Origin of the sequence: Micromonospora sp. DT201, from assembly GCF_049841575.1 — a bacterium.
Lineage (GTDB): Bacteria > Actinomycetota > Actinomycetes > Mycobacteriales > Micromonosporaceae > Micromonospora.
The window spans coordinates 719,858-740,431 of record NZ_JBNCKP010000001.1 but is presented as its reverse complement, the minus strand read 5'-3'; the positions used below and the strand labels follow the sequence as shown (position 1 = coordinate 740,431).

Annotated in this window: 23 protein-coding genes; 4 read left to right on the top strand and 19 right to left on the bottom strand. The window is 70.8% G+C overall.

Going from position 1 to position 20,574, the window contains the following annotated elements; translation table 11 throughout:
* Positions 1 to 75: 75 nt before the first annotated feature.
* The 16 genes from ACLQ28_RS03590 to ACLQ28_RS03515 all read right to left on the bottom strand — a co-directional run bounded on the left by ACLQ28_RS03590 (position 76) and on the right by ACLQ28_RS03515 (position 13,874).
* A complete protein-coding gene (locus ACLQ28_RS03590; protein ID WP_425684723.1) occupies positions 76 to 483 on the bottom strand; it encodes a DUF5130 family protein in 408 nt (135 codons plus the stop codon).
* Entirely contained in the window at positions 470 to 769 is a 300-nt protein-coding gene (locus tag ACLQ28_RS03585; RefSeq protein WP_425684782.1) for a hypothetical protein, read from the bottom strand. The genes ACLQ28_RS03590 and ACLQ28_RS03585 overlap by 14 nt, the downstream gene beginning before the upstream one ends.
* 75 nt (positions 770 to 844) lie before the next feature.
* On the bottom strand, positions 845 to 2,308 hold the full coding sequence (locus ACLQ28_RS03580; protein ID WP_425684722.1) for an amidase: 1,464 nt from the start codon (positions 2,306 to 2,308) through the stop codon (positions 845 to 847).
* 54 nt (positions 2,309 to 2,362) lie between these two features.
* On the bottom strand, positions 2,363 to 2,791 hold the full coding sequence (locus ACLQ28_RS03575; RefSeq protein WP_425684721.1) for a PIN domain-containing protein: 429 nt from the start codon (positions 2,789 to 2,791) through the stop codon (positions 2,363 to 2,365).
* Entirely contained in the window at positions 2,788 to 3,006 is a 219-nt protein-coding gene (locus ACLQ28_RS03570; RefSeq protein WP_425684720.1) for a type II toxin-antitoxin system VapB family antitoxin, read from the bottom strand. Before ACLQ28_RS03570 ends, ACLQ28_RS03575 begins: the two co-directional genes overlap by 4 nt.
* Before the next feature lie 28 nt (positions 3,007 to 3,034).
* A complete protein-coding gene (locus tag ACLQ28_RS03565; RefSeq protein WP_425684719.1) occupies positions 3,035 to 4,045 on the bottom strand; it encodes an amidohydrolase family protein in 1,011 nt (336 codons plus the stop codon).
* On the bottom strand, positions 4,045 to 4,569 hold the full coding sequence (locus ACLQ28_RS03560) for a 3-hydroxyanthranilate 3,4-dioxygenase (RefSeq protein WP_425684718.1): 525 nt from the start codon (positions 4,567 to 4,569) through the stop codon (positions 4,045 to 4,047). The genes ACLQ28_RS03565 and ACLQ28_RS03560 overlap by 1 nt, the downstream gene beginning before the upstream one ends.
* Positions 4,566 to 4,997 (bottom strand): RidA family protein, encoded by a 432-nt coding sequence (locus ACLQ28_RS03555; RefSeq protein ID WP_425684717.1) that lies wholly within the window; start codon positions 4,995 to 4,997, stop codon positions 4,566 to 4,568. Before ACLQ28_RS03555 ends, ACLQ28_RS03560 begins: the two co-directional genes overlap by 4 nt.
* A 163-nt stretch (positions 4,998 to 5,160) precedes the next feature.
* A complete protein-coding gene (locus tag ACLQ28_RS03550; RefSeq protein ID WP_425684716.1) occupies positions 5,161 to 5,934 on the bottom strand; it encodes a 2-keto-4-pentenoate hydratase in 774 nt (257 codons plus the stop codon).
* A complete protein-coding gene (dmpG, locus tag ACLQ28_RS03545) occupies positions 5,931 to 7,001 on the bottom strand; it encodes a 4-hydroxy-2-oxovalerate aldolase (protein WP_425684715.1) in 1,071 nt (356 codons plus the stop codon). Before dmpG ends, ACLQ28_RS03550 begins: the two co-directional genes overlap by 4 nt.
* Positions 6,998 to 7,930, bottom strand: coding sequence for an acetaldehyde dehydrogenase (acetylating) (locus tag ACLQ28_RS03540; protein ID WP_425684714.1), 933 nt, complete (start codon positions 7,928 to 7,930; stop codon positions 6,998 to 7,000). The genes dmpG and ACLQ28_RS03540 overlap by 4 nt, the downstream gene beginning before the upstream one ends.
* Entirely contained in the window at positions 7,927 to 8,724 is a 798-nt protein-coding gene (locus ACLQ28_RS03535) for a 2-keto-4-pentenoate hydratase (RefSeq protein WP_425684713.1), read from the bottom strand. The genes ACLQ28_RS03540 and ACLQ28_RS03535 overlap by 4 nt, the downstream gene beginning before the upstream one ends.
* A gap of 23 nt (positions 8,725 to 8,747) precedes the next feature.
* The gene (locus ACLQ28_RS03530) at positions 8,748 to 10,229 is read right to left on the bottom strand and encodes a 2-hydroxymuconic semialdehyde dehydrogenase (RefSeq protein WP_425684781.1); all 1,482 of its coding nucleotides are present in this window, start codon (positions 10,227 to 10,229) and stop codon (positions 8,748 to 8,750) included.
* Positions 10,230 to 10,252: 23 nt separating this feature from the next.
* Positions 10,253 to 11,590 carry an FAD-dependent oxidoreductase gene (locus ACLQ28_RS03525; protein WP_425684712.1) on the bottom strand — a complete coding sequence of 446 codons (1,338 nt, stop codon included), beginning with the start codon at positions 11,588 to 11,590 and terminating at the stop codon, positions 10,253 to 10,255.
* Positions 11,587 to 12,957 (bottom strand): kynureninase, encoded by a 1,371-nt coding sequence (gene kynU / locus ACLQ28_RS03520; RefSeq protein ID WP_425684711.1) that lies wholly within the window; start codon positions 12,955 to 12,957, stop codon positions 11,587 to 11,589. Before kynU ends, ACLQ28_RS03525 begins: the two co-directional genes overlap by 4 nt.
* Positions 12,958 to 12,971: 14 nt before the next feature.
* A complete protein-coding gene (locus tag ACLQ28_RS03515; protein WP_425684780.1) occupies positions 12,972 to 13,874 on the bottom strand; it encodes a tryptophan 2,3-dioxygenase in 903 nt (300 codons plus the stop codon).
* A 146-nt stretch (positions 13,875 to 14,020) separates the two neighbouring features.
* Between ACLQ28_RS03515 and ACLQ28_RS03510 the strand changes: the two genes are divergently transcribed.
* The 3 genes from ACLQ28_RS03510 to ACLQ28_RS03500 all read left to right on the top strand — a co-directional run bounded on the left by ACLQ28_RS03510 (position 14,021) and on the right by ACLQ28_RS03500 (position 16,501).
* Positions 14,021 to 14,473, top strand: a complete 453-nt coding sequence (locus ACLQ28_RS03510) for an Lrp/AsnC family transcriptional regulator (RefSeq protein ID WP_425684710.1) — start codon at positions 14,021 to 14,023, stop codon at positions 14,471 to 14,473.
* Between the two features lie 600 nt (positions 14,474 to 15,073).
* Positions 15,074 to 15,598 (top strand): hypothetical protein, encoded by a 525-nt coding sequence (locus ACLQ28_RS03505; RefSeq protein ID WP_425684709.1) that lies wholly within the window; start codon positions 15,074 to 15,076, stop codon positions 15,596 to 15,598.
* Positions 15,599 to 15,727: 129 nt separating this feature from the next.
* Entirely contained in the window at positions 15,728 to 16,501 is a 774-nt protein-coding gene (locus ACLQ28_RS03500; protein ID WP_425684779.1) for a class F sortase, read from the top strand.
* A 55-nt stretch (positions 16,502 to 16,556) separates the two neighbouring features.
* Here ACLQ28_RS03500 and ACLQ28_RS03495 read toward each other — a convergent pair whose 3' ends face one another.
* The 3 genes from ACLQ28_RS03495 to ACLQ28_RS03485 are packed head-to-tail and all read right to left on the bottom strand — an operon-like array spanning position 16,557 to position 19,735.
* Complete coding sequence (locus ACLQ28_RS03495) at positions 16,557 to 17,537, bottom strand: zinc-binding dehydrogenase (RefSeq protein WP_425684708.1); 981 nt, start codon at positions 17,535 to 17,537, stop codon at positions 16,557 to 16,559.
* Positions 17,538 to 17,570: 33 nt separating this feature from the next.
* Positions 17,571 to 19,040, bottom strand: coding sequence for a DHA2 family efflux MFS transporter permease subunit (locus tag ACLQ28_RS03490; RefSeq protein ID WP_425684707.1), 1,470 nt, complete (start codon positions 19,038 to 19,040; stop codon positions 17,571 to 17,573).
* 59 nt (positions 19,041 to 19,099) lie between these two features.
* Complete coding sequence (locus tag ACLQ28_RS03485; RefSeq protein WP_425684706.1) at positions 19,100 to 19,735, bottom strand: NADPH-dependent FMN reductase; 636 nt, start codon at positions 19,733 to 19,735, stop codon at positions 19,100 to 19,102.
* 98 nt (positions 19,736 to 19,833) lie between these two features.
* Here ACLQ28_RS03485 and ACLQ28_RS03480 point away from each other — a divergent pair, with 98 nt between their 5' ends.
* A complete protein-coding gene (locus ACLQ28_RS03480) occupies positions 19,834 to 20,541 on the top strand; it encodes a TetR/AcrR family transcriptional regulator (protein ID WP_425684705.1) in 708 nt (235 codons plus the stop codon).
* The last annotated feature ends 33 nt before the right edge of the window (positions 20,542 to 20,574 follow it).

Genomic DNA, 20,574 nt, shown 5'->3' with positions numbered 1-20,574 from the left:
GCGGCACGGGCGCGGCGCAGCCCCTCGCGGCGACGCGCGGGGTGGAGCGGGTGGGCTTCGTCGGAGGTGGAGGGCTCAGCCCTTGCCGGCGTGGCTGGCGAGCTGGTCGAGACCGTTGATGATGCCGCCGGCCAGGTCACCGCCGCTGAACGCGCCGACCATGGAGAGCGCGGCCAGCTTCGCGTACGTGTCGGGGATGCGCTTGCGGGCGTACCGCCCGGTGACGACCTCCAGCTGACGCTGATTTGGCGACACAGCGATCAGCACCGACTTGTCGGGGTCGGCGAGCTGGCGGTGCAGCCGCTGGGCGTGCTCGCGGATGGGCTCGTCGAGACCGCCGACGAAGACCGAGAAGACCAGGCCGGTGCCCCGGTCAGCCAGGCGCAGCGCCTCGTCGATGCGCAGCAGCTGGCGGGTTGAGAAAGGCCCGTCGAGCACCTCGGGCGGATTTTCCGACCCGGTCTGCTTTTCACCAACGGTCACTTGCGCCTCCGGTTCCACCGGCCGGCGCTTCGACGCTGGCCTGCTCAAGCTTGTGGCTGGTCAGCGCGGGCGCCTGCGCCCCCGCCGTCAGCGCGGTGCCGGCCGAGTCGGCCAGTTGCTCCGGGCGGCCCAGAAACCAGACCGGAGTGAAGTCGAAGGGCCGGCCCGGTCGGTAGCGCTTGGCGCCACCGCGGCCGCCGGTGGTGGCACCACCACGACTGCCGGCGTACGACAGGCCGGCGATGACCAGCACCGCAGCCAACGGGATGCCGACGAAGACCAGCAACGTCTCGGTAACAGACAATCCCAACGCCCCCAGGCAGAAGAAGGACGACCTCGAACAACCGGCTCGGATGGACGATCATGATGCTGACCGCCCGACTCCGTCGCCAATCACGTTAGCGGAGTCGACGGCCCGCCAGATTGCGGGGTGCCGATCCCATCCGTCACTGCAGTTCTCCAGTTGCGCAGCAGTCGCGATGAGCCGGGCGTCGTCGCCGTACCGGCCGGTGAGCAGCACCCCGACGGGCAGGCCGTCGGTGGTGGTGCCGAGCGGCAGGGAGACGGAGGGATCGCCGGTGACGTTGAAGATGGCGCAGTAGGGCGAGAAGCGGCGTTGCCGGTCGAAGTCCGCCGCCGGGTCACCGTCGGCGGTGAACCAGCCGACGGGTGCTTGCGGGACGGCCAAGGTGGGACAGAGCAACAGGTCGCAGCCGGCGGTGCGACGGGCACCGAGGCGGACCTGCGCCTGCAACTCACCGAGGGTGGTGGCCAGGGTGCCGGCGGAAACCTCGGCGCCCCGGCCCCGCAGCAGCCGGGTCAACGGCAGCAGCTCCGCCTCTCGGTGGGGCGGCACCGGGGCGAGCGCCAGCACGTACCAGAGGATTTCGAACAGCGGCCACGTCGCCGGCCCGAGCGGCGGCGGCACCTCGACCACCTCGTGGCCGGCTGCGGTGAGCAGCGCGGCGGCCCGGTCCACGGCGGCCACGCAGTCGGGGTGCACCGGTTCGTCGGCGAGCATCGGCGTGGTGAACCGGCCGATCCGCAGCGGGCCGGGCTCGGCCTGGCGCGCGACGGCCAGGTAGCCGCCGGGCGGCGCGGGCGGCGGCAGGTAGGGCTCGCCGGGGACCGGGACGGCCATGACGTCGAGCAGCGCGGCGACGTCGGTGACGGTCCGCCCGAGCGGACCGCTGGTGGGCAGGCCGAACGCGCCGAAGCCGAGCGGGCCGCCGGAGACCAGGCCACGGCTGGGCTTGTAGCCGACCAGGCCGCACAGCGACGCCGGGATGCGCAGCGAGCCGCCGCCGTCGGACCCCTGGGCGATCGGGACCAGCCCGGCCGCCACCGCCGCCGCCGCGCCGCCGCTGGACCCACCCGCGGTGTACGCCAGCTGCCACGGATTGCGGGCCGGCGGCGCGACCCGACCCTCCGAGTAGAGCGAGCAGCCCAACTCGGAGGTGGTCGTCTTGCCCAGGCTTACCAGACCGGCGGCTTTGATGAACCGGACGACGTCGGCGTCGACCGGCGGAACGAAGTCGGCGAAGGCGGCCGAGCCGAAGGTGGTGCGGACCCCGGCGGTGAGCGTCAGGTCCTTGATCGCGGTCGGTACGCCGTGTAGGGGGCCCCGGGCCTCGACAGGCACGGCGTCGGCTGCGCGTGCGGTTTCCCGGGCGAGATCCGGCGTGACGGTGACGAACGCGCCCACGGTGTCACCGATGGCTGCCACCCGGCGCAGGGAGTGCTCGACCAGGTCGACGCTGGACAGCTCGCCGCGGGCTATCGCGGCGGCCTGCTCCAACGCGGTCAGGTCGTGCGGCTCGGCCATGCCCTCATCCTGCCGGCTGCGACCGGCCGGAAGCGGCCGACACGGCGTCGCTGATCAGGGCAGCGTGCCCGCAGGTGCCGCCCATTCGCTGCGCGGCCCACCGATGTCGCTGATCAGATCGAAGTCGCGGTCGTAGTGCAGAACGCTCGCGGAGTATTCAGCGGCGGTGGCAGCGACCAGGACGTCGACCGGGCTGGCGGCGCGGTGGTGACCGCGTGCCGTCAGCGCCAGTTGCAGATCGCGCGCCCTGGTCGCCACGGCCGGAGTGATCGGAAGGTCGATCATCAGCTCCGCACGGCGCGCGCGCATCGTCATGGCGTCCCGGAAGTTACGGGCGCTTCGCCCGTTCTCAAGATCGAGCGGCACGCAGGTCGCGGCGAGCCCTTCTTCAAGGATGGTCGTGATCCGCTTGCCAACGAGCGGCTGGCTGCGGCGACTCCAAACCGACGTGTCGATGAGGTAAAGCCCGGCCGGTAGGATCATGCGGCGTCCTGTTCGCCGCGTGGTGTCTTGTCGTCCTCGAGCAGGCCGGTCCAGTCCTGGTCGATCGAAAGCAGTTCCCGGATAGCCTGCGCACGCTGACTGCGCTCCGCGACGAGCCGCAGCGCGGCATGGATCGTGTCCTTCTTGCTCTTGGTGCCGAGCTCGAGACGGGCCCGGTCGAGCAGTTCATCGTCAAGATCGATAACGGTCTTCATGGGCAGAGTATATACGCGGAAACAATCGTTATATAGCTGACTCGCCGAGGAAGCGCAGCGCGTTGGTGGACAGGAGCTTGTCGCGCTGGGCGTCGGTGAGGAAGTCGGCGTCGCGGACCACCGCGCCGGCCGGTCGTTCGCCCAACGGGTACGGGTAGTCGCTGCCGACCAGCACCCGGTCCTCCCCCAGGGTGTCGACCAGCAGCCGCAGAGCGGGCGACGCGAAGACGACCGAGTCGACGCTGAACCGGTCGACGTAGCTGCTGGGCGGGCCGGCGGACGCGCCGCGGACCAGGTCGCCGCGACGGTGCCAGGCGTTGTCGGCGCGGCCGAGCCAGAACGGGAAGCTGCCGCCGCCGTGCGCGAAGCAGATCCGCAGCGTCTCCGGCACCCGGTCGAAAACGCCGCCCAGGATCATCGCCAGCACCGACAGGTGCGTCTCGGCGGGCATCCCGGTCAGCCAACGAGCCATCCACCGGTCCAGTCGGGGACCGCCCGGCATGTCCCACGGATGGACGAAGACCGGAGCACCCACCTCGGCGCAGTGCTGGAGGAAGGTGACCACCCCGGCGTCGTCCAGGTCCCGGTCGCCGACGTGGTTGCCGATTTCGACGCCCACGTGCCCGGCAGCCAGGCTGCGGTCCAACTCGGCGCAGGCGGCGTCCGGGTCCTGCAGTGGCACCTGGCAGAACGGCACCAGTCGGTCGCCTCCGGCGGCGGTGACCTCCAGCGTCAGGTCGTTGAAGATCCGGGCGACCTTCACCGCCTGGTCGGCCGGGCGGTCGTAGCTGAAGAAGACCGGCGTCGGCGAGACCACCTGCACGTCCACGCCGTCGGCATCCATGTCGGCCAGTCGGCGCGACGCGTCCCAGCACTCGGCGCCGACCGGGCGGAACTCCGTCTCCCCCACCATGATCATTGCCGCGCGCTCGGAGTCGACCCGCAACCAGGGCCAGCCGGACCCGCCGCACGCCGCGCCGAGGTCCGGCCAACCCTTCGGTACGACATGCGTGTGCACGTCGACAACACCTGCGGGCATCAGCCCTTACCCGGGTGCAGGGTGCCGCAGTTGGCGCAGGTGCGCGCCTGCTCATCGCCGTAGAACGCCTGGAACACCGGCGGCAGGTCGGCGGCGATGTCGCGCACCTGCAACTCCACCTCGTGCACCTTGCTGCCGCACTCGGGGCAGTACCACTGGAACGTCTCCAGCGTGCCCTCCGCACGGACCCGCTCGACGACCACACCGATCGAGCCGGCCTCCGGCCGTTGCGGCGAGTGCGGGGTGTTACGCGGCAGCATCCACATCTGACCCTCGCGCACGTGCACCGTACGCGGCCCCTCCGGGGTCATCAGGTTGATGTGCATGTTGCCCTTGACCTGGTAGAAGAACTCCTCGTACGGGTCCACGTGGAAGTCGGTGCGCTGGTTGGGCCCGCCCACCACCATCACGATGAAGTCGTCCCCGCCCGGGAACATCTCCTTGTTGCCCACCGGCGGCTTCAACAGGTGCTGGTTGTCCGCGATCCATCCTGGAAAACTGAACGGCTCGGCAATGTCGCTCACGACTGACCTCCGGAGGGAAGAAGGGCCACGGCCTGGATCTCGATGAGCAGGTGCGGGTGCGGCAACTGGTGCACCGCCACCGTCGTGCGGGTCGGGCCGGCCGCGTCGAAGAACTCCGACCACACCTCGTTGTAACCACCGAAGTCGTTCATGTTGACCAGGTACGACGTCACCTGGACGAGGTCGGCGAGGTCCGCGCCGACCGAGCGCAGCAGGTCCCGCACGTTCTCGATGACGGCTCGCGTCTGCACCCGGACGTCGAGGTTCGTCGTCCCCAACTCGTCAACGGAGACGCCGGCGAAGCTGTTGTCCGGCCGCCGCGACGACGTACCCGACACGAAGACGAACCCTCCCGCGACCTTCACGTGCGGAAAAGCCCCCCGAGGCACAGCCTTCCCAGCCACCACCCGAGCACCATCGACACTCATGACCACTCACCCCCAGGCACCGCCGTAGGGACCGCGACCAGGTCAGGGGTTCCGGGCAGCCCGACCGGCGCAGGGATCAAGCCGGACCGCCCGGAGCCGGTCGGGCTGCCCGGAACCCCCACGGCCACGCCCACGACGGAGCCCGGAACCCCCACCACCGCGCTCACGACGACGCCCGCAAAGACGCGGTGCCAAGCTTTTCCACGACCGCACGGACATGGGCGCCGGGACGCAGCGGGACAGCGGCGGTGGCGGCACCGGCCAGGAAGACCCAGCCGGACTGCAACCGCACCCCGTGCCGGCCAGCCAACCGGATGCCTTCGTCGAGGGCCCGGCGCGGGTCGCCGAGGATCGCCGCGGTCGAGCCGACCTGCGCTACCCGCCCGTCCACCTCCAGCAACACGCCGAGGTTGTCCAACCCGGCGGGCACCGGCGACCACGGCCCGATCACGAACGCGGCGGCCGAGGTGTTGTCGGCGATCACGTCCGGCAGCGAGAAACGGAAGTCGGCGTACCGGGAGTCGATCAGCTCGATGGCCGGGGCGACCGCGCGGACCGCGTTGGCGAAGTCGCCGACCGGTTCACCCGGCTCGGGCAGCCGGTCCAGCAGGAACGCCACCTCCGGCTCGACCCGGGGATGGATGTACGCGGCCGGGTCCACGGTGCCGCCGTCGGGCACCCGCATCGCGTCGGTGAGCTGCCCCCAGATCACCTCGTCGACGCCGACCTGGGCCATCTTCGCCTTGCTGGTGAGCCCCATCTTCAGCCCGACCAGCCGCTCGCCGGCGTCCAGTCGCCGCTGCACCAGCGCCGCCTGCACCCCGTACGCGCTCGGCACGTCCAGCCCCACCTCGGCGGCGAGCTGCGGAATTGCGGTGGCCGTGGCCGCCGCCGTGCCCAGCTTCGCCGCGATACCTGCAGTGTCCACGCCGATCACGCGTTCTCCTCCTTACGCTGACCCACCAGGTCCAGCGCGACATCCACGATCATGTCCTCCTGGCCGCCGACCATCCGGCGCCGGCCCAGCTCGACCAGGATCGAGCGGACGTCCACGCCGTACTTCGCGGATGCCCGCTCGGCGTGCCGCAGGAAGCTGGAGTAGACCCCCGCGTACCCGAGGGAGAGCGTTTCCCGGTCCACCTGGACCGGCCGGTCCTGCAACGGGCGGACGATGTCGTCGGCCGCGTCCATCAGCGCGAACACGTCGCAGCCGTGCTTCCAGCCGTGCAGCTCGGCGACGGCGACGAAGACTTCCAAGGGGGCGTTGCCGGCACCCGCGCCCATGCCGGCGAGGGAGGCGTCGACGCGGACGGTCCGACCGTGGGGTGCGTCGGGGCCGGCCGGCCCGGACCCGGTGACCCGGCCGTGCTCGACGGCGAGCACGCTGTTGGCAACCCCGAGTGACAGGTTGTGGTGGGCGTGGATGCCGATCTGCGTCTCCGGAGCGAGGACCTGCCGGTACGCGTCGACCCGCTGCGCCACGTCGGACATGAGCAGCCGACCGCCGGAGTCGGTGACGTAGACGCAGTGCGCCCCGTAGGACTCCATGAGTTTGGCCTGCCCGGCCAGCTCGGCTGCGTCGGACATGTGCGACATCATCAGGAACCCGGCCACGTCCATGCCGTTCTCCCGTGCCCAGGAGATGTGCTGGGCGGAGATGTCCGCCTCCGTGCAGTGGGTGGCGATCCGGACACTTGTCACCCCGAGCGCCTTCGCGGCCTTCAGGTCGGCGATCGTGCCGATGCCCGGCAGCAGCAGGGTGGTCAGCTTCGCCGTGGTCAGCACCTCGGCGGCGGCGGTGATCCACTCGGCGTCGCTGGCGGCTCCATGGCCGTAGTTGACGCTGGAACCGGCGAGCCCGTCACCGTGTGCCACCTCGATTGCGGCGACACCGGCGGCGTCCAGCGCAGCGGCGATGGTGCGCACCTGCTCGACGGTGTACTGGTGCGCGATGGCGTGCATGCCGTCGCGCAGCGTCACGTCCTGGATGTACAGCTCGGTCATGGCGCGGCCACCTCCGAAGAACGCAGGGCGACCAGCCGCTCGGCGGTACGCAACGCGGCGGAGGTCATGATGTCCAGGTTGCCGGCGTACGCCGGAAGGTAGTGCCCGGCACCGGAGACCTCCAGGAAGACCGACACCTGCAACGCGGTGAGCTGTCGCCCGAGCGTCGGCAGGTACGCCTCGACCCGGTCGAACTGCACGTCCTGCTTGAGCCGGTAGCCGGGGACGTACTCCTGCACCGAGGCCACCATGTCCGCCACCGAGGCCGCGATGGCGTCGGTGTCGGCGTCAGCGTCCGGGCAGAGGCAGTAGACGGTGTCGCGCATCAGCAGTGGCGGGTCCGCCGGGTTCAGCACGATGATCGCCTTGCCCTGCTCGGCGCCACCAACCACCTCGATGGCCCGGGCCGTGGTCTCGGTGAACTCGTCGATGTTGGCCCGGGTGCCCGGCCCGGCGGAGCGGGACGCGATGGACGCCACGATCTCCCCGTACGCCACCGGGGTGACCCGACCAACGGCGGCGACGATCGGCACGGTCGCCTGACCGCCGCAGGTCACCATGTTGACGTTCGGCTCGTGCAGGTGCTCGTCGAGGTTGACCGGCGGCACCACGTACGGGCCGAGCGCGGCCGGGGTCAGGTCGACGATCGTGCGGCCGTGCGCCCGCAGCACCTCGTCATGACGTCGGTGCGCGCCGGCCGAGGTGGCGTCGAAGACCAGCTCGACGTCGGCGAACTCAGGCATCGCCACGAGCCCGTCCACGCCGTCGGCGGTGGTGGCCACGCCGAGCCGGCGGGCCCGGGCCAGGCCGTCGGACGCCGGGTCGATGCCGGCCATCGCCACCATCCGCAGCTCGCTACTGAGCCGCAACACTTTGATCATCAGATCGGTGCCGATGTTTCCCGATCCCAGCACCGCCACGCCGGTCACTGGTCACTCCCCTTGCTGAAACAGGTGCGCACCGAGCCGAGCCCGGAGATCCGTGCCTCGTACGCGGCACCCGGGGTGACCGGCACCATCGGGCCGAGCGCCCCGGAGAGCACCACGTCGCCTGCGCGCAGCGGGTCACCGGCGCGCGCGAGGGTGTCGGCCAGCCACTGCAGGGCGTGCAGCGGGTTGCCCAGGCAGGCCGCGCCGGCGCCCACCGAGACCGGCTCACCGGCGTGCTCCAGCACCATTCCGCACAGCCGCAGGTCGACGTCGGCGAGCCGGCGCGGCGTCGTACCGAGCACGAAGAGCCCGCTGGAGGCGTTGTCGGCGACGGTGTCCACGATGGAGATGTCCCAGGCGGCGATCCGCGAGTCGACGATCTCGATCGCCGGCAACAGGTAGTCGACCGCACGGATCAGGTCGACCGTGGTGATCTGCGGGTCCGCGATGTCCTTGGCGAGCACGAACGCGATCTCCGCCTCGACCCGCGGCTGGAGCAGCCGGTCGATGTCCACCTCGACGCCGTCGCTGACCGCCATGGCGTCGGTCAGCATCCCGAAGTCGGGTTGGAACACCCCGAAGGTCTCCTGCACCGCCCGGGAGGTCAGCCCGATCTTCGCGCCGACCCGGCGTTCCCCGCGGCCCTGCCAGGCCCGCGACTGGAGCTGCTGCACACGGTACGCGGACTCGACGTCCCCCTCCGGCAGCAGCCGGCCACGCAGCGGTGGGCACGGCTTGCCGCTGTGACGGGCGTCGGCCAGCTCCCGGTTGGCGGCCTCGATGTCAGGTTTCATGCCCGCTCCTCGCTGCGGTGCGCTCACGACAGATCCACGCAGACGTTTGTGAGTTCGGAGTAGAAGTTCAGTGAGTGCACGCCACCCTCTCGGCCGATGCCGGACGCCTTCACCCCGCCGAACGGGGTCCGCAGGTCGCGCAGGAACCACGTGTTGACCCAGACGATGCCGGCGTCGAGCCGCGCTCCGGCTCGGTGGGCGACGCCCACGTCCCTGGTCCACACGGTTGCCGCCAGGCCGTACTCGGTGCCGTTCGCGAGGGCGTACGCCTCGTCCTCGGTGTCGAACGGGGCGACGTGCACCACCGGGCCGAAGATCTCCTCCCGGTTGGTACGAGCGTCGGGGCCGAGCCCGGTGAGCACGGTCGGCTGCACGTACGACCCGCCGTCGCGGGCGTCACCGAAGGTGGGCGTGCCGCCGCCGGTCAGCACGTCGGCGCCCTCGGCGCGGGCCAGCTCGTACGCGCCGAGCACCTTCGCCCGGTGCTGGTGGGAGATCAACGGCATGGTGGCGGTGGCCTCGTCGGTCGGCCAGCCGTACGCCAACTCGCCGGCCTGCTTCGCGAGCCGGGCGGTGAACTCCTCGAAGACCGGGCGCTGCACGTAGATGCGTTCGGTGCAGAGGCAGACCTGCCCACCGTTGGTGAAGCTGGAACGCATCGAGCCGGCGACCGCCGCGTCCAGGTCGGCGTCGGCGAAGACCAGGCCGGCGTTCTTGCCGCCCAGCTCGAAGCTCACCGCCTTCACCCCGTCGGCGGCGGCCCGCATGATCGCGCCGCCGGTGGCCGACTCGCCGGTGAAGGTGATCGCGTCGACCCCCGGGTGGCGGGTGAGGAACTCGCCGGCCGAGTCGGGCCCGAACCCGTGCACCAGGTTGAACACACCGGCTGGTACGCCGGCGGCGGCCATCACCTCGGCGAGCAGCGTCGCTGAGGCGGGCGTCTCTTCGCTGGGCTTGACCACGACGGCGTTGCCGCAGGCCAGCGCCGGGGCCACCTTCCAGGTGAGCAGCAGCAGTGGCAGGTTCCACGGCACGATGACCGCGACCACGCCGACCGGTTTGCGCAGCGCGTAGTTGAGCGCGCGACCGCCGGTCGGGGTGACGGTGGTGAACGACTCGGTGGGGGCGGTCGCCACGATCTCCGCGAACGCCCGGAAGTTCGCCGCACCGCGCGGGATGTCCAGTGTGCGGGCCTGGGCGATGGACTTGCCGGTGTCGGCGACCTCCGCGGCGACCAGGTCGTCGAAGCGGCGCTCCAGCTCATCGGTGACCCGGCGCAGCACCTCGGCGCGTTCCCGCTCGCCCATCCGACCCCACGGCCCGCGCAGGGCGGCCCGGGCCGCGGCCACCGCGTCGTCCACCGTGGACTTGGTCGCCTCGACCACCTCGAACACCTGCTCACCGGTGACCGGGCTGGCCTTGGCGAACGTCGGCCCACCGTCGACGAACTCACCACCGACGAAGTTGCGCAGCCGCACTGGCCCAGCCGGTGCATAACCGGCCATCAACCGCGAATCCCAGTTGCCAGTCATGCGCGCCTCCCTCGGCTCCGTGCCGCCCCGATCGCGCCGATCAGCAGCAGCGCGGCTCCGCCGACGACCGCCCCGAGCACCCGGTGCTGTCGTCGGACCCGGCGGCGCACCTCCGCGTACGGCGTGGTGGAGAAGGACACCAGCTCGTACTGGGAAACGTACCGGCCGGGCAGGGCCCGCTCCAGAGCGTGTTCCACCTTGCGGCGGAGCTGGAAGACCGGGGAGGCGACCTTGTCCCGCATCTCCACGAAGTTGGTCAGCGCCATCGTCGCGATGGCCTCGGCGTTCTCCTGCCGGCGTCGCTGAAACAGCGGCAGCGCCGCCGACCAGTCGTCGGCGCACTCGTCCAGGCAGCGGTCCAGCTCGACCACGTCCTCGAACGCACAGTTGGCGCCCTGGCCATAGAACGGCACGATCGCGTGCGCCGCGTCGCCGAGCAGCCCGACCTTCCCGAAGACCTGCCAGGGGGTGCAGCGAACCGTGCCGAGCACACCCACCGGGTTGTGCTGGTAGTCGTCGACCAGGTTCGGGGCCAGTGGGATGACGTCCGGGTAGTGCTGGGCGAAGTGCTCTTCGATCGCCGCCGGACTGTCCAGTGCCGCGAAACTCCCGGTGCCCTCGTTGGGCCAGAACAGCGTGCAGGTGAAAGAGCGGTCCGGGTTCGGCAGCGCGATCATCATCGAGGTGCCGCGCGGCCAGATGTGCAGGGCGTCCGGGTCCAGGGCGAAGTCCCCGCCCAGCGCCGGGATCGTCAGCTCCTTGTAGCCGTAGTCGAGGAAGTCCACGCTCTCGTCCAGCAGCCCGTACGCGAGCAGTTGCCCGCGCACCGCGGAGCCGGCGCCGTCGGCACCCAGCACGACCGACGCCTTGGCGGCGACCGGGCCCTGCGGGGTCTCGAAGCTCAGGGTGCCGTCGGTCGGGTCGAGCCCGACCAGCCGATGGTCGAAGACGATCCGTACCCCGGGCAGCGCCGCGGCCTCGTCCAGCAGGGCGTTGTTGAGCGCACCCCGGCTGATCGAGTTGATCGCCCGGTCGCCGGCCGCGCTGTACGACTGGAACTGCTGCTCCCCCTCGACCGGGTGGATCATCCGGCCGCGCATCGGCAGCGCGTCGGTCATCACCTGCTCGGCCAGCCCGATCCGGCGCAACGCGTCCAACCCACGCTCGGAGAGCGCCAGGTTGATCGAGCGACCCCGCTCGGTCGTGCCGGCACGAGGGTCGGACCGGCGCTCGTAGAGGGTAACCGGGTAGCCGCGCCGGGCCAGGAAACAGGCGGCGAGACAGCCGGCCAGCCCGGCGCCGATGATCGCGATCTCGTCGCGCCGGGACGTCATGAGGCCACCTGACCAATCGTCGCCGCGAGCGCTGCGGCAGCCCGCCAACAATCGTGGTACGTGGAGTAGAGCGGCACCGGGGCGAACCGGACGACGTCCGGCTCACGGGCGTCGGCGATCACACCGTGCTCGTACCGCAGGCGTTTGGTCAGCTCGGCGGCGCTGCCGGCGCCGATGCGCACCGAGAGTTGGCAGCCCCGCCGGGCCGGGTCGCGTGGGGTGACGACGCGCAGCGGCCGATCGGCGGTGACCTCGTCGAGCAGCGACTCCAGCCAACCCGTGAGTCGCAGGCTGCGTGCGCGCAGCGCCGTCATGCCGACCGTGTCGAACAGCTCCAGCGAAGTACGCACCGGGCCCATCGCGAAGATCGGCGGGTTGGAGATCTGCCAGGCCTCCACGGTGGACGGCGGACGGGACACCGGCGTCATCTCGAAGCGGGTGGCCGCAGCGGTGCTCCACCACCCCTCGAAGCGGGGCAGGTCGGGGTCGCTGAGGTGCCGCTCGTGCACGAAGACGCCCGCCAGGGCACCCGGCCCCGAGTTCAAATATTTGTAGGAGCACCAGGCGGCGAAGTCGACGTCCCAGTCGTGCAGGGCCAGCGGCACGTTGCCGACCGCATGGGCCAGGTCCCAGCCAACCACCGCGCCCGCCGCCCGACCGGCGGCCGTGATCGCCGGAATGTCCAGCAGCTCGCCGGTCAGGTAGTTGACCCCACCGAGCAGCACCAAAGCCACCCGATCGCCCTCGGCGGCCAGGTAGTCGGTCACGTCCTCGGTGCGCAGTGCGTCCTCGCCAGCGCGTGGGCGCAACCGGACCACCGTGTCGTCCGGGTCCAGGCCATGGAACCGTGCCTGGCTGCGCACGGCGTAACTGTCCGACGGAAACGCGGCGTCTTCGATGACGATGCGGGTGCGGGCACCGGCCGGGCGGTAGAAACTCACCATCAGCAGGTGCAGGTTGACCGTGAGCGAGTTCATCACCACGGTCTCCGCGGGCCGGCCGCCGACGAGTCGGGCAGCCGGCGCGGTCAACAGCTCGTGGTACGGCAGCCAGGCGCGCTCCGCCTCAAGGTGTCCTTCGACGCCGAGCCGCCCCCAGGCGTCCAGGTCGGCGAGAAGTTCGTCGCGGGTGGCCCGGGGTTGCAGGCCGAGCGAGTTGCCGGCGAGGTACGCCGACTCGGGGTGGTCGCCACCGTCGGCCGGCGGCACGTGGAACAGGTGCCGGTGGCCGGGGTCGGCTTCGTCGAGGCGGTGCGCTTCGGCCTCGCCTCCGGCGAGGGGGTGCGCTTCGGCCTCGCCTCCGGCGAAGCGGTGCGCTTCGGCCTCGCCTCCGGCGAGGCGGTGCGCCTCTCGTTCTGCGGTGTTCATGTCTCGCTCTCCGGTCACATCGCGGTACGGGCCGACCACAGCTCCGGGAAGACCACCCGGGACATGCTGCGCTGCAACCATGCCAGCCCTGCCGAGCCGCCACTACCGACCTTGGCGCCCATCGTCCGCTGCACCGCTTTGACGTGGTTCCAGCGCCAGTCGCCGAACTCCTCGGCGACACCGCTCAGTGCCTCGCCGAGCAGTCGCAGGTGGTTGTCCGGGCCGGCGTCGCCGTAGATCTGCACCCAGGCCGCCTCGACCGACGGTTGCGGATCGTGCTCGACGGCCACGTCCCGGTTGAGCAGGTCGGCGGGGAGGTCGAAGCCACGCCGGGCGAGCAGCGCGAGTACGTCGTCCCAGAGGCTCGGGGTGGCCAGCGCGGCGCTCAGCGCGGCGTGCACCTCGGTCTGCCGACGGAACGGCCTGATCAGCGCCGGGTCGCGCAGCCCGAGCAGGAACTCCAACTGCCGGTACATCGCCGACTGGAAGCCGGAGCCCTCGCCGAGCAGGTTACGGAACCGGTTGAAGTCGGCCGGGGTCATCCAGCGCAGACCCTGCCAGGCGGCGTTGAGCCCTTCCAGGTGCAGGGCGGCGCGGCGCAGCGGTGCCAGCGCGTCCCAGATCTGGTCGGCGCGCAGCAGACGCTGGGCCTCCCGCAGCTCGTGGCAGGTCAGCCCGAAGTACAGCTCCATGATCTGGCTGACCATCAGGAAGGACATCTCGCCCGGGTCGCTGCTGAGTGGCTGCTGCAACTGGTGCAGGGCGCTGGCCTGCACGTACGCGTCGTACGGCACCCTCTCGGCGAACTCCAGTGTCGGCTCGCCACCGTTGCGCGCGGCGCGGGCGGCCCGCTGGCGCGGGGTCACCGGTCGCACTGAGGCGGGGCGGTTCGGCGCCCGCCGCTCCGTCTGATCCACCATTCGTCTCCCTCCCCCGGACTAGCGACGTCATGATCCCGCGGTCGGATCGGGATACGGAATGCCGGATCAACGGCACTTCGAGCGTTCTCCTGACGAACCGAAGGCAGCTAGGCGAAGTCGGTTCACGAAAGTAAGGTCTGAGCGTGGACGACATGGACTGGGCCCTGCTGCGCGAGTTGCAGGCCGACGCGCGGCTCTCCTTCAGCGAGTTGTCCCGGCGGGTGCACCTGTCCCCACCGGCGGTCGCGGAGCGGGTTCGCCGACTGGAGGAGGCCGGGGTCATCACCGGCTATCACGCCCATGTCGACCTGACCCGAGCCGGCCGCACCGTGGTCGCGCTAATCCGGATGTCCTGCTACGGCCAGCGATGCATCCTGCACGATCCGGCGGTTGCCGACTGGCCGGAGATCCTGGAGATCCACCGGATCACCGGGGACGCGTGCAGCATGCTCAAGGTTGCCGCCGGCTCGATCGGCGCGTTCGAGGGGGTCATCGACCGGCTCGCCCCGTACGGCCAGCCGTCGAGCACGATGGTCCTCTCCTCCCCCCTCGACTGGCACCCGATCACCCCCCTCCCCACCCCCCACAAGCGCTAACCCCCGAGACCGCGTCCTGCCCATCGACGTATACAGCCCCCTCGCCCCGCCCCGCCCCGCCCCCGCCCTCGCCCTCGCCCTCGCCCTCGCCCTCGCCCTCGCCCTCGCCCTCGCCCTCGCCCTCGCCGATCATGGAGTTGTGGTGGGCGTTTGGCGACGATTCGCGACTTATGCGAGGCACCACAACTGCATGATCGACGAGGGTCGGCGCGGGCAGTACCCCCGCCAGCCGGTGAGCACCGCTTTTACTGAGATCAATTGATGAAAAATAGGTGCCAGGAGCATTTCCGGCCTACTTTTCATCAATTGATCACCGCACCCCCCGCCGATGCCGGCCTAGAGGCGCAGTTGGCGTGGGGCAGCGGGTGAAGGCGGCGGCGTGGTGCAGAGCCCCGCCCCGCCCCGCCCCGCCCCGCGATCTTGCAGTTTGTGTCGGCGAAATGTCGGCTGTGCGGATATTTGTCGGTGCAGAAAGTGCAAGATCGCGGGGAATCTGTGGTCGGGGGCCTTGGGGCGGGCCGGTTTGGGCTTGGGGTAGCGGGAAAGCAGCGCGGTGCCCAGGGGAGGGTTCCGGCGGTCGTCGCCGGTTGGGGGGAAATCATGCAGGGAATCCGCACGATCAACCGCGCGCTCTCGTCCGCACTGACACTGGTGGGGCTGATCGGGGCGTTCGTCCTGATGTCGGTCGCACCGGCGCGCGCCGGTGAGAACGTCTTCGTCGAGGTGATGCCAAACAGCGCCCAAGCTGGCAGCCGGGTCTCCATCAAGGCGAGCTGCGACAACGACAACAACAACCGGGAGTCCAACGTGCACTCCGACGCGTTCGGGCACGTGATGCTCAAGCCGGACAAGGGTTTCCTGACCGCGAAGGTCACCATCCCGGCTGACAAACCGGCCCGTGACTATCCGGTCGATCTGCGCTGCGAGAACGGCCAGACCGCCTCGACCACGCTGACCGTGCTGAACATGGCAACACCCAGCAAGGGGCCGGCGACCGGGGGTGGCGGAACGGCCAGCGGTCGGGGTACCGGCTCGCTGCTGGTGCTGGGCGGCGTGGCGCTGGTAGCCACCGCGGTCGCGCTCGGAATGGCGGGCGGCCGGCGTCGGAGCGGAGCCGGCTCCTGAGCCGGATCACCCATGACCCGCGATGCCGCGCGTGCGCGGCCAGACCGCGATGCCGCGCGTGCGCGGCCAGACCGCGATGCCGCGCGTGCGCGGCCGGAGGGACGCGCCCGATTCCGGGCCGGGCCGGCGCTGCGCGCCTCCGGCCGGCTGGTTGCCCGCGCCTCCGGCCGGCTGCGTCGGGTCGCCGGGCAGGCAGGGTCGGCCAGTGTCAGCACCAGCGACCCGGCCGCACGCCCGCTGCCACCGCGCCGCCCGGCCGGGTCGCGGTTGGCCCGACCCCGTTTCGGTACGGGACCGGGGCTGCCGGTGCTTGCCATCGCCGCGCTGATGGTGGTGATCGTGGCGATGCTCGGCGTCGAGCAGGTGACCGGCATGAGCCTGCTGCCGGACCGGCTCAGCGCCGGCCTGCGACCGCCACCGAAGAAGTTCCCGGTGCTGCCGGCAAGTCGCCCGACCAGCCTCGCCATTGAAAAGATCGACCTGCAGGCACCCGTGCACGATGTGGGCATCGCCCCGGACGGCACCATCGCGGTGCCGGACGCGGCCCGCGCCCAGGAGGCCGGCTGGTACGACCAGGGGCCCACCCCCGGCCAGTACGGCCCGGCGGTGATCGTCGGGCACGTCGACACCACCAGCGGGCCGGCAGTCTTCCACCAACTTCGCGAGCTGCGAGACGGTGACCAGATCGAGGTCACCCGCACCGATCACAGCGTGGCGGTCTTCGAGGTGAACTCGGTGGAGAAGTTCGACAAGGGGCGACTTCCGGTGGACGAGGTGTACGGCGACTTCAGCCGCCCGAGCCTTCGACTGATCACCTGCGGCGGCCAATGGGTCGGCGGCGAGACCGGCTACTCGGACAATGTCGTGGTCTTCGCTTCGTTGGTCAAGGCTCGTGCTGGTTGACCGGCTACTCGCGATCGCTCACGGCCGAGCAGCCCGTCGGACTGCGGGCCGGCGGCTATGGAACGAGGATGACCTTGCCGATTGCACGACGATTCTCCAGGTCGGCGTGCGCGTCCTCGGCGCGGCTGAGGGGATACCGGGTGATCAGCGGTGTGAGTGCGCCGTCTGCGGCCGCACGGATGGCCTGGGCCTGCAGTTCGTGCATCGTGCCGGCTCGCCGCAGCAACTGTGGCCCCAGCGCCCAGGTGACGGTGCTGGCCCGCGCGATGATGTCGTCGGTGGTGATGCGGGTGGCGGTGCCCGAAGCCCAGCCGTGCAACACGAATCTCCCGCCGGGACCGAGCAGGTCGAAAGCCTGACGCCCCGAGGTTCCGCCGACACCGTCGAAGACGATGTTTACCGGTCGTCCGCTGCCAAGGTCTGCCCGCACCGCATCCGGCCAGTGCTGGTTCCGGTAGTCGACGGCGACGTCGGCCCCCAACGACGTGACCTGCCTGACCTTGTCCGGTCCACCGACCAAGCCCACGACGGTGACGCCCTGACGACGTAGAGCCTGCACGAGTAGGGCGCCGACGCCACCGGCTGCCGAGGTGACCAGCGCGACGTCTCCGGGGACGGGCTGCGCGATGTCGAGCAGCCCGAGCGTGGTGGCACCCGTGGTGACCATCGCCACGGCGGTGTCCGCGCTCAGTTGCTCGGGCAGGTCGTGGAGGGATTCGATCGCAGCCACCGCATGCTCGGCGTAGCCACCGTAGGACGCGAGCGTGCCCACCACCGGACGACCCAACCACCTGTCGTCGACGTCCGGCCCCAGTGCGCTCACCACCCCGGCGACCTCACTGCCCAGCACGACGGGCAACGCCGGGGCGGGATGAGGGCCGACCCCGCGTCCGGACCGCAACGTGGTCTCGATGAAGTGGACGCCGCTGGCCCGCACGTCGATGCGGACCTCTCCCTTCCCGGGCACCGGTGCGGCGATCTGCTCGTACTGAAGGTTTCCGGCGGGTCCGAACTCGTGCAGCCTTGCCGCGTACATGAATGGTGTGCCCTTCTTCAGAGGCCGACTGGTTCAGGCCGGGTCGGGCAGGCGCGGCGCGCTCGTCGCGCCCGTTGGCGGGGCCGACGCCGGTGGCCCGCCCGTCCGTCGTCGCGGCAGCAGCGCCGCTGGTAGCGCCGCCAGGGCGAGCAGCGTCACCGCCCACCAATAGGTGTGCTGAAAGGCGGCCGCCGACGGTGTCCCGCCTCCGGTACGTGCCGTGTTCGACGCCAGCACCACTGACAGCAGTGCGGTGCCGATCGAGACGCCCACCTGGGAGCCGATGTTCAGCAAGGTGCTGCCCGACGGAACGTCCTCGGTGGCCAGCCCTCGAATCGCCGTCGTGTTCGCCGGCATCATCACCATGCCGACACCGACCCCCATCACCAGCAGCGCTGCCGCCAACCGCCAGTACGGCGTCTGGAGCCCAACCTGTACGGCGAACAGCGACAGACCGCACACGGCGATGAGGATGCCGGAGAGGACCATCAGTCGCGGGGACACCCGGTCGACTCTGCGGGTGGCGATCTGCATCGAGACGCCGACGGCGACGGCCAGTGGGACTGCCAGCATGCCCGACTCGGTCGCACCGAGCCCGCGCGCTGTCTGGTAGTACATCGGCGCCAGCAGCATGGAGCCGAAATATCCGGCCGGGAACAGCACCATGGCGGTGCAGCCGGCCGCGAAGGTCCGGTCGTGCAGCAGCCGCAGTCGCAGCAGCGGAGCGCGGGCGGTCAGGCCACGGGCGACGAATCCGATGGTCAGCAACAGCCCGGCTACGGTGGGCAGCAGCGCCTGCGGTGCGGTGAGGTCGCCGCGCTCGCCGGCGGTGGACAGCCCGTAGATCAGCAGGGCCAGTCCCGGGGACAGCGTCAGCAGGCCAAGCAGGTCCAACCGGCTTGCCGGCTGTGGCTTGTCGTGCCGCAGCAGCCGCGCCGCGAGCACCAGCGCCAGCGCGCCGATGGGCAGGTTGACCAGGAAGATCCAGTGCCAGGACGCAGTGTCGATCAGCCAGCCACCCAGGATCGGCCCGCTCACCGGGCCGATCAGCACCGGAATGCCGAGCAGGGCCATCGCCCTGCCCATCCGTTCCCGGTCGGCGCTCCGGATGACCATCGCCATACCGACCGGCACCAACAGCCCGCCGCCAAACCCTTGCAGGATCCGAAACAGCACAAGTGTCTCGATGTTCCAGGACAGCGCGGCCAGTCCGGAGCCCGCGGTGAACAGGGCGATCGCGGTCAGGTAGGTCCGTTTCGCGCCGAAGCGCGACATGGCCCAAGCGGCTGCCGGGATCACCGCCGCGAGGGCGAGGGTGTAGCCGGTGACCACCCATTGGACGGCGGCGAGCGGCGCGTCGAACACCACCGCCAGCCGACGCAGGGCGACGTTGACGATCGTGACGTCCAGCACGGCCATGATCGAGCCGATCACGACGACGAGGAGCACACCAGCCAGGCCCCGGGAGGGCCCGTCGGCGGTGGAAGCGGTGGTCCCGGTCAAGCCGCTGTCCTCGGTGGAACCCCGCTCTCCGGCAAGGCCTGCAACGCCGCGCACAGCCGTCACTTGCCGTACTCCTGCCTGGCGCGAGCGGCGCGTAGTGCGCGGCCCCACCACACCAGCTGGTCGATCATGCCCTTGGCGGCTCCCTCGCACACCGCGGTGTCGAGTGGTGCGCCGTCCTCGCCCAGCCCTGACCACGGCCCGTGCAGGCTGACGGAGTCGCGCACCGTCATGGCGTGTAGCTCGGCGAAGACCTGCCGGAGCTGCTCGACCGCTCGAAGGCCGCCGCCCAGCCCGCCGTACGAGACGAACCCGATTGGCTTGGCCTGCCACTGGACGTAGTGCCAGTCGATGAGGTTCTTCAGGGCGGCCGGGAAGCTGTGGTTGTACTCGGGGGTGACGACGACGAATGCCTCTGCGGCGGCGAGCCGGGAGCTGACGTTGGCGAGGGTGACCTGGATCGCCGGGGCAGGCGCGGGCAGACCGTCCCAGCCGGGCATGGCCACGGGGAGATCCAGGTCGGCGACGTCGACGACGTCGAGTTCGATGTCGGTGCGTCCGCCGACATGGCGGGTGAACCAGTCGGCGACGGATGGGCCGACGCGGCCCCCGCGAGCGCTGCCGACGATGACGGCGACCCGTAGCGCGGCGTTCTCAGCCGTCGCCGGCTCAATGGCACGGGTGGTTTCGGGCATGACGGGTCCCCCAGGCAGCTCGCTGTTTGTGCGCCCGATGCGACGCGTACGGTAGATTACAACGGTCGTTGTAGAAACTACAACCACCGTTGTAATTGATGAAGCGGCACGCGGGAGAGGCGACGATGGCCAGCACGGACTCCAAGGACGAAACGACCCGGCCGCGACGCGGGCGAGGGGACAAGGCAGCGGCGATCGCGCATGCCGCCTGCGAGGTCTTCGGGCGGGACGGCTACACCCGGGCCAGCATCGACACGATCGCCGCCGAGGCCGGCGCCTCCACCCGCACGCTGTACAACCATTTCCCCGGCGGAAAGGCGGACCTGTTCCGCTCGGTCATGCAGTGGAGTGCGGGGCAGGTCAGGGACGAGCAACTCGTCCGACTGCGCAAGTGCCTGGATCCGCAGCGCCCTCCCCGCCCAGAGGATCTTGAGCGGGACCTGCTGGCCCTGGCACGCGCCTGGGTCGCCCTGATGACGGACTTCCGGGACCACTTCTCACTGGTCCGACACATCCACGGCGAGGCCGGGCACGTCCCGACCGAGGCCCTCGACGCCTGGCAGGAGGCCGGGCCGCGCCCGGTCTCCCGCGAGATGACCGTGGTCATGGCCGCGCTGGCCGACCACGGCCTGCTCGACGTACATGGCGATCCCACCCAGGCCACGGCCCACTTCATGGCCCTGGTCTCGGCGGACATCATGCAGCGGTCCTACTGGGGCGTCATCCCCCTGCCACGCGAGGAGACCGATCGGATCACGGCGGTAGGCGTTCAGGCCTTCCTGCGGGCGTACGGCGCCGCGCGCTGACGCGCCGCCGGCCACCCCAGCGCCATCACGCGA

Excerpts from the sequence above, each read along its gene's own strand:
- ACLQ28_RS03530 (WP_425684781.1), bottom strand. The coding sequence starts at position 10,229 with ATGGCCGGTTATGCACCGGCTGGGCCAGTGCGGCTGCGCAACTTCGTC.
- ACLQ28_RS03580 (WP_425684722.1), bottom strand. The coding sequence starts at position 2,308 with ATGGCCGAGCCGCACGACCTGACCGCGTTGGAGCAGGCCGCCGCGATA.
- ACLQ28_RS03495 (WP_425684708.1), bottom strand. The coding sequence starts at position 17,537 with ATGTACGCGGCAAGGCTGCACGAGTTCGGACCCGCCGGAAACCTTCAG.
- ACLQ28_RS03575 (WP_425684721.1), bottom strand. The coding sequence starts at position 2,791 with ATGATCCTACCGGCCGGGCTTTACCTCATCGACACGTCGGTTTGGAGT.
- ACLQ28_RS03505 (WP_425684709.1), top strand. The coding sequence starts at position 15,074 with ATGCAGGGAATCCGCACGATCAACCGCGCGCTCTCGTCCGCACTGACA.
- ACLQ28_RS03525 (WP_425684712.1), bottom strand. The coding sequence starts at position 11,590 with ATGACGTCCCGGCGCGACGAGATCGCGATCATCGGCGCCGGGCTGGCC.
- ACLQ28_RS03570 (WP_425684720.1), bottom strand. The coding sequence starts at position 3,006 with ATGAAGACCGTTATCGATCTTGACGATGAACTGCTCGACCGGGCCCGT.
- ACLQ28_RS03565 (WP_425684719.1), bottom strand. The coding sequence starts at position 4,045 with ATGCCCGCAGGTGTTGTCGACGTGCACACGCATGTCGTACCGAAGGGT.
- ACLQ28_RS03555 (WP_425684717.1), bottom strand. The coding sequence starts at position 4,997 with ATGAGTGTCGATGGTGCTCGGGTGGTGGCTGGGAAGGCTGTGCCTCGG.
- ACLQ28_RS03485 (WP_425684706.1), bottom strand. The coding sequence starts at position 19,735 with ATGCCCGAAACCACCCGTGCCATTGAGCCGGCGACGGCTGAGAACGCC.
- ACLQ28_RS03480 (WP_425684705.1), top strand. The coding sequence starts at position 19,834 with ATGAAGCGGCACGCGGGAGAGGCGACGATGGCCAGCACGGACTCCAAG.
- ACLQ28_RS03535 (WP_425684713.1), bottom strand. The coding sequence starts at position 8,724 with ATGAAACCTGACATCGAGGCCGCCAACCGGGAGCTGGCCGACGCCCGT.
- kynU (WP_425684711.1), bottom strand. The coding sequence starts at position 12,957 with ATGAACACCGCAGAACGAGAGGCGCACCGCCTCGCCGGAGGCGAGGCC.
- dmpG (WP_425684715.1), bottom strand. The coding sequence starts at position 7,001 with ATGACCGAGCTGTACATCCAGGACGTGACGCTGCGCGACGGCATGCAC.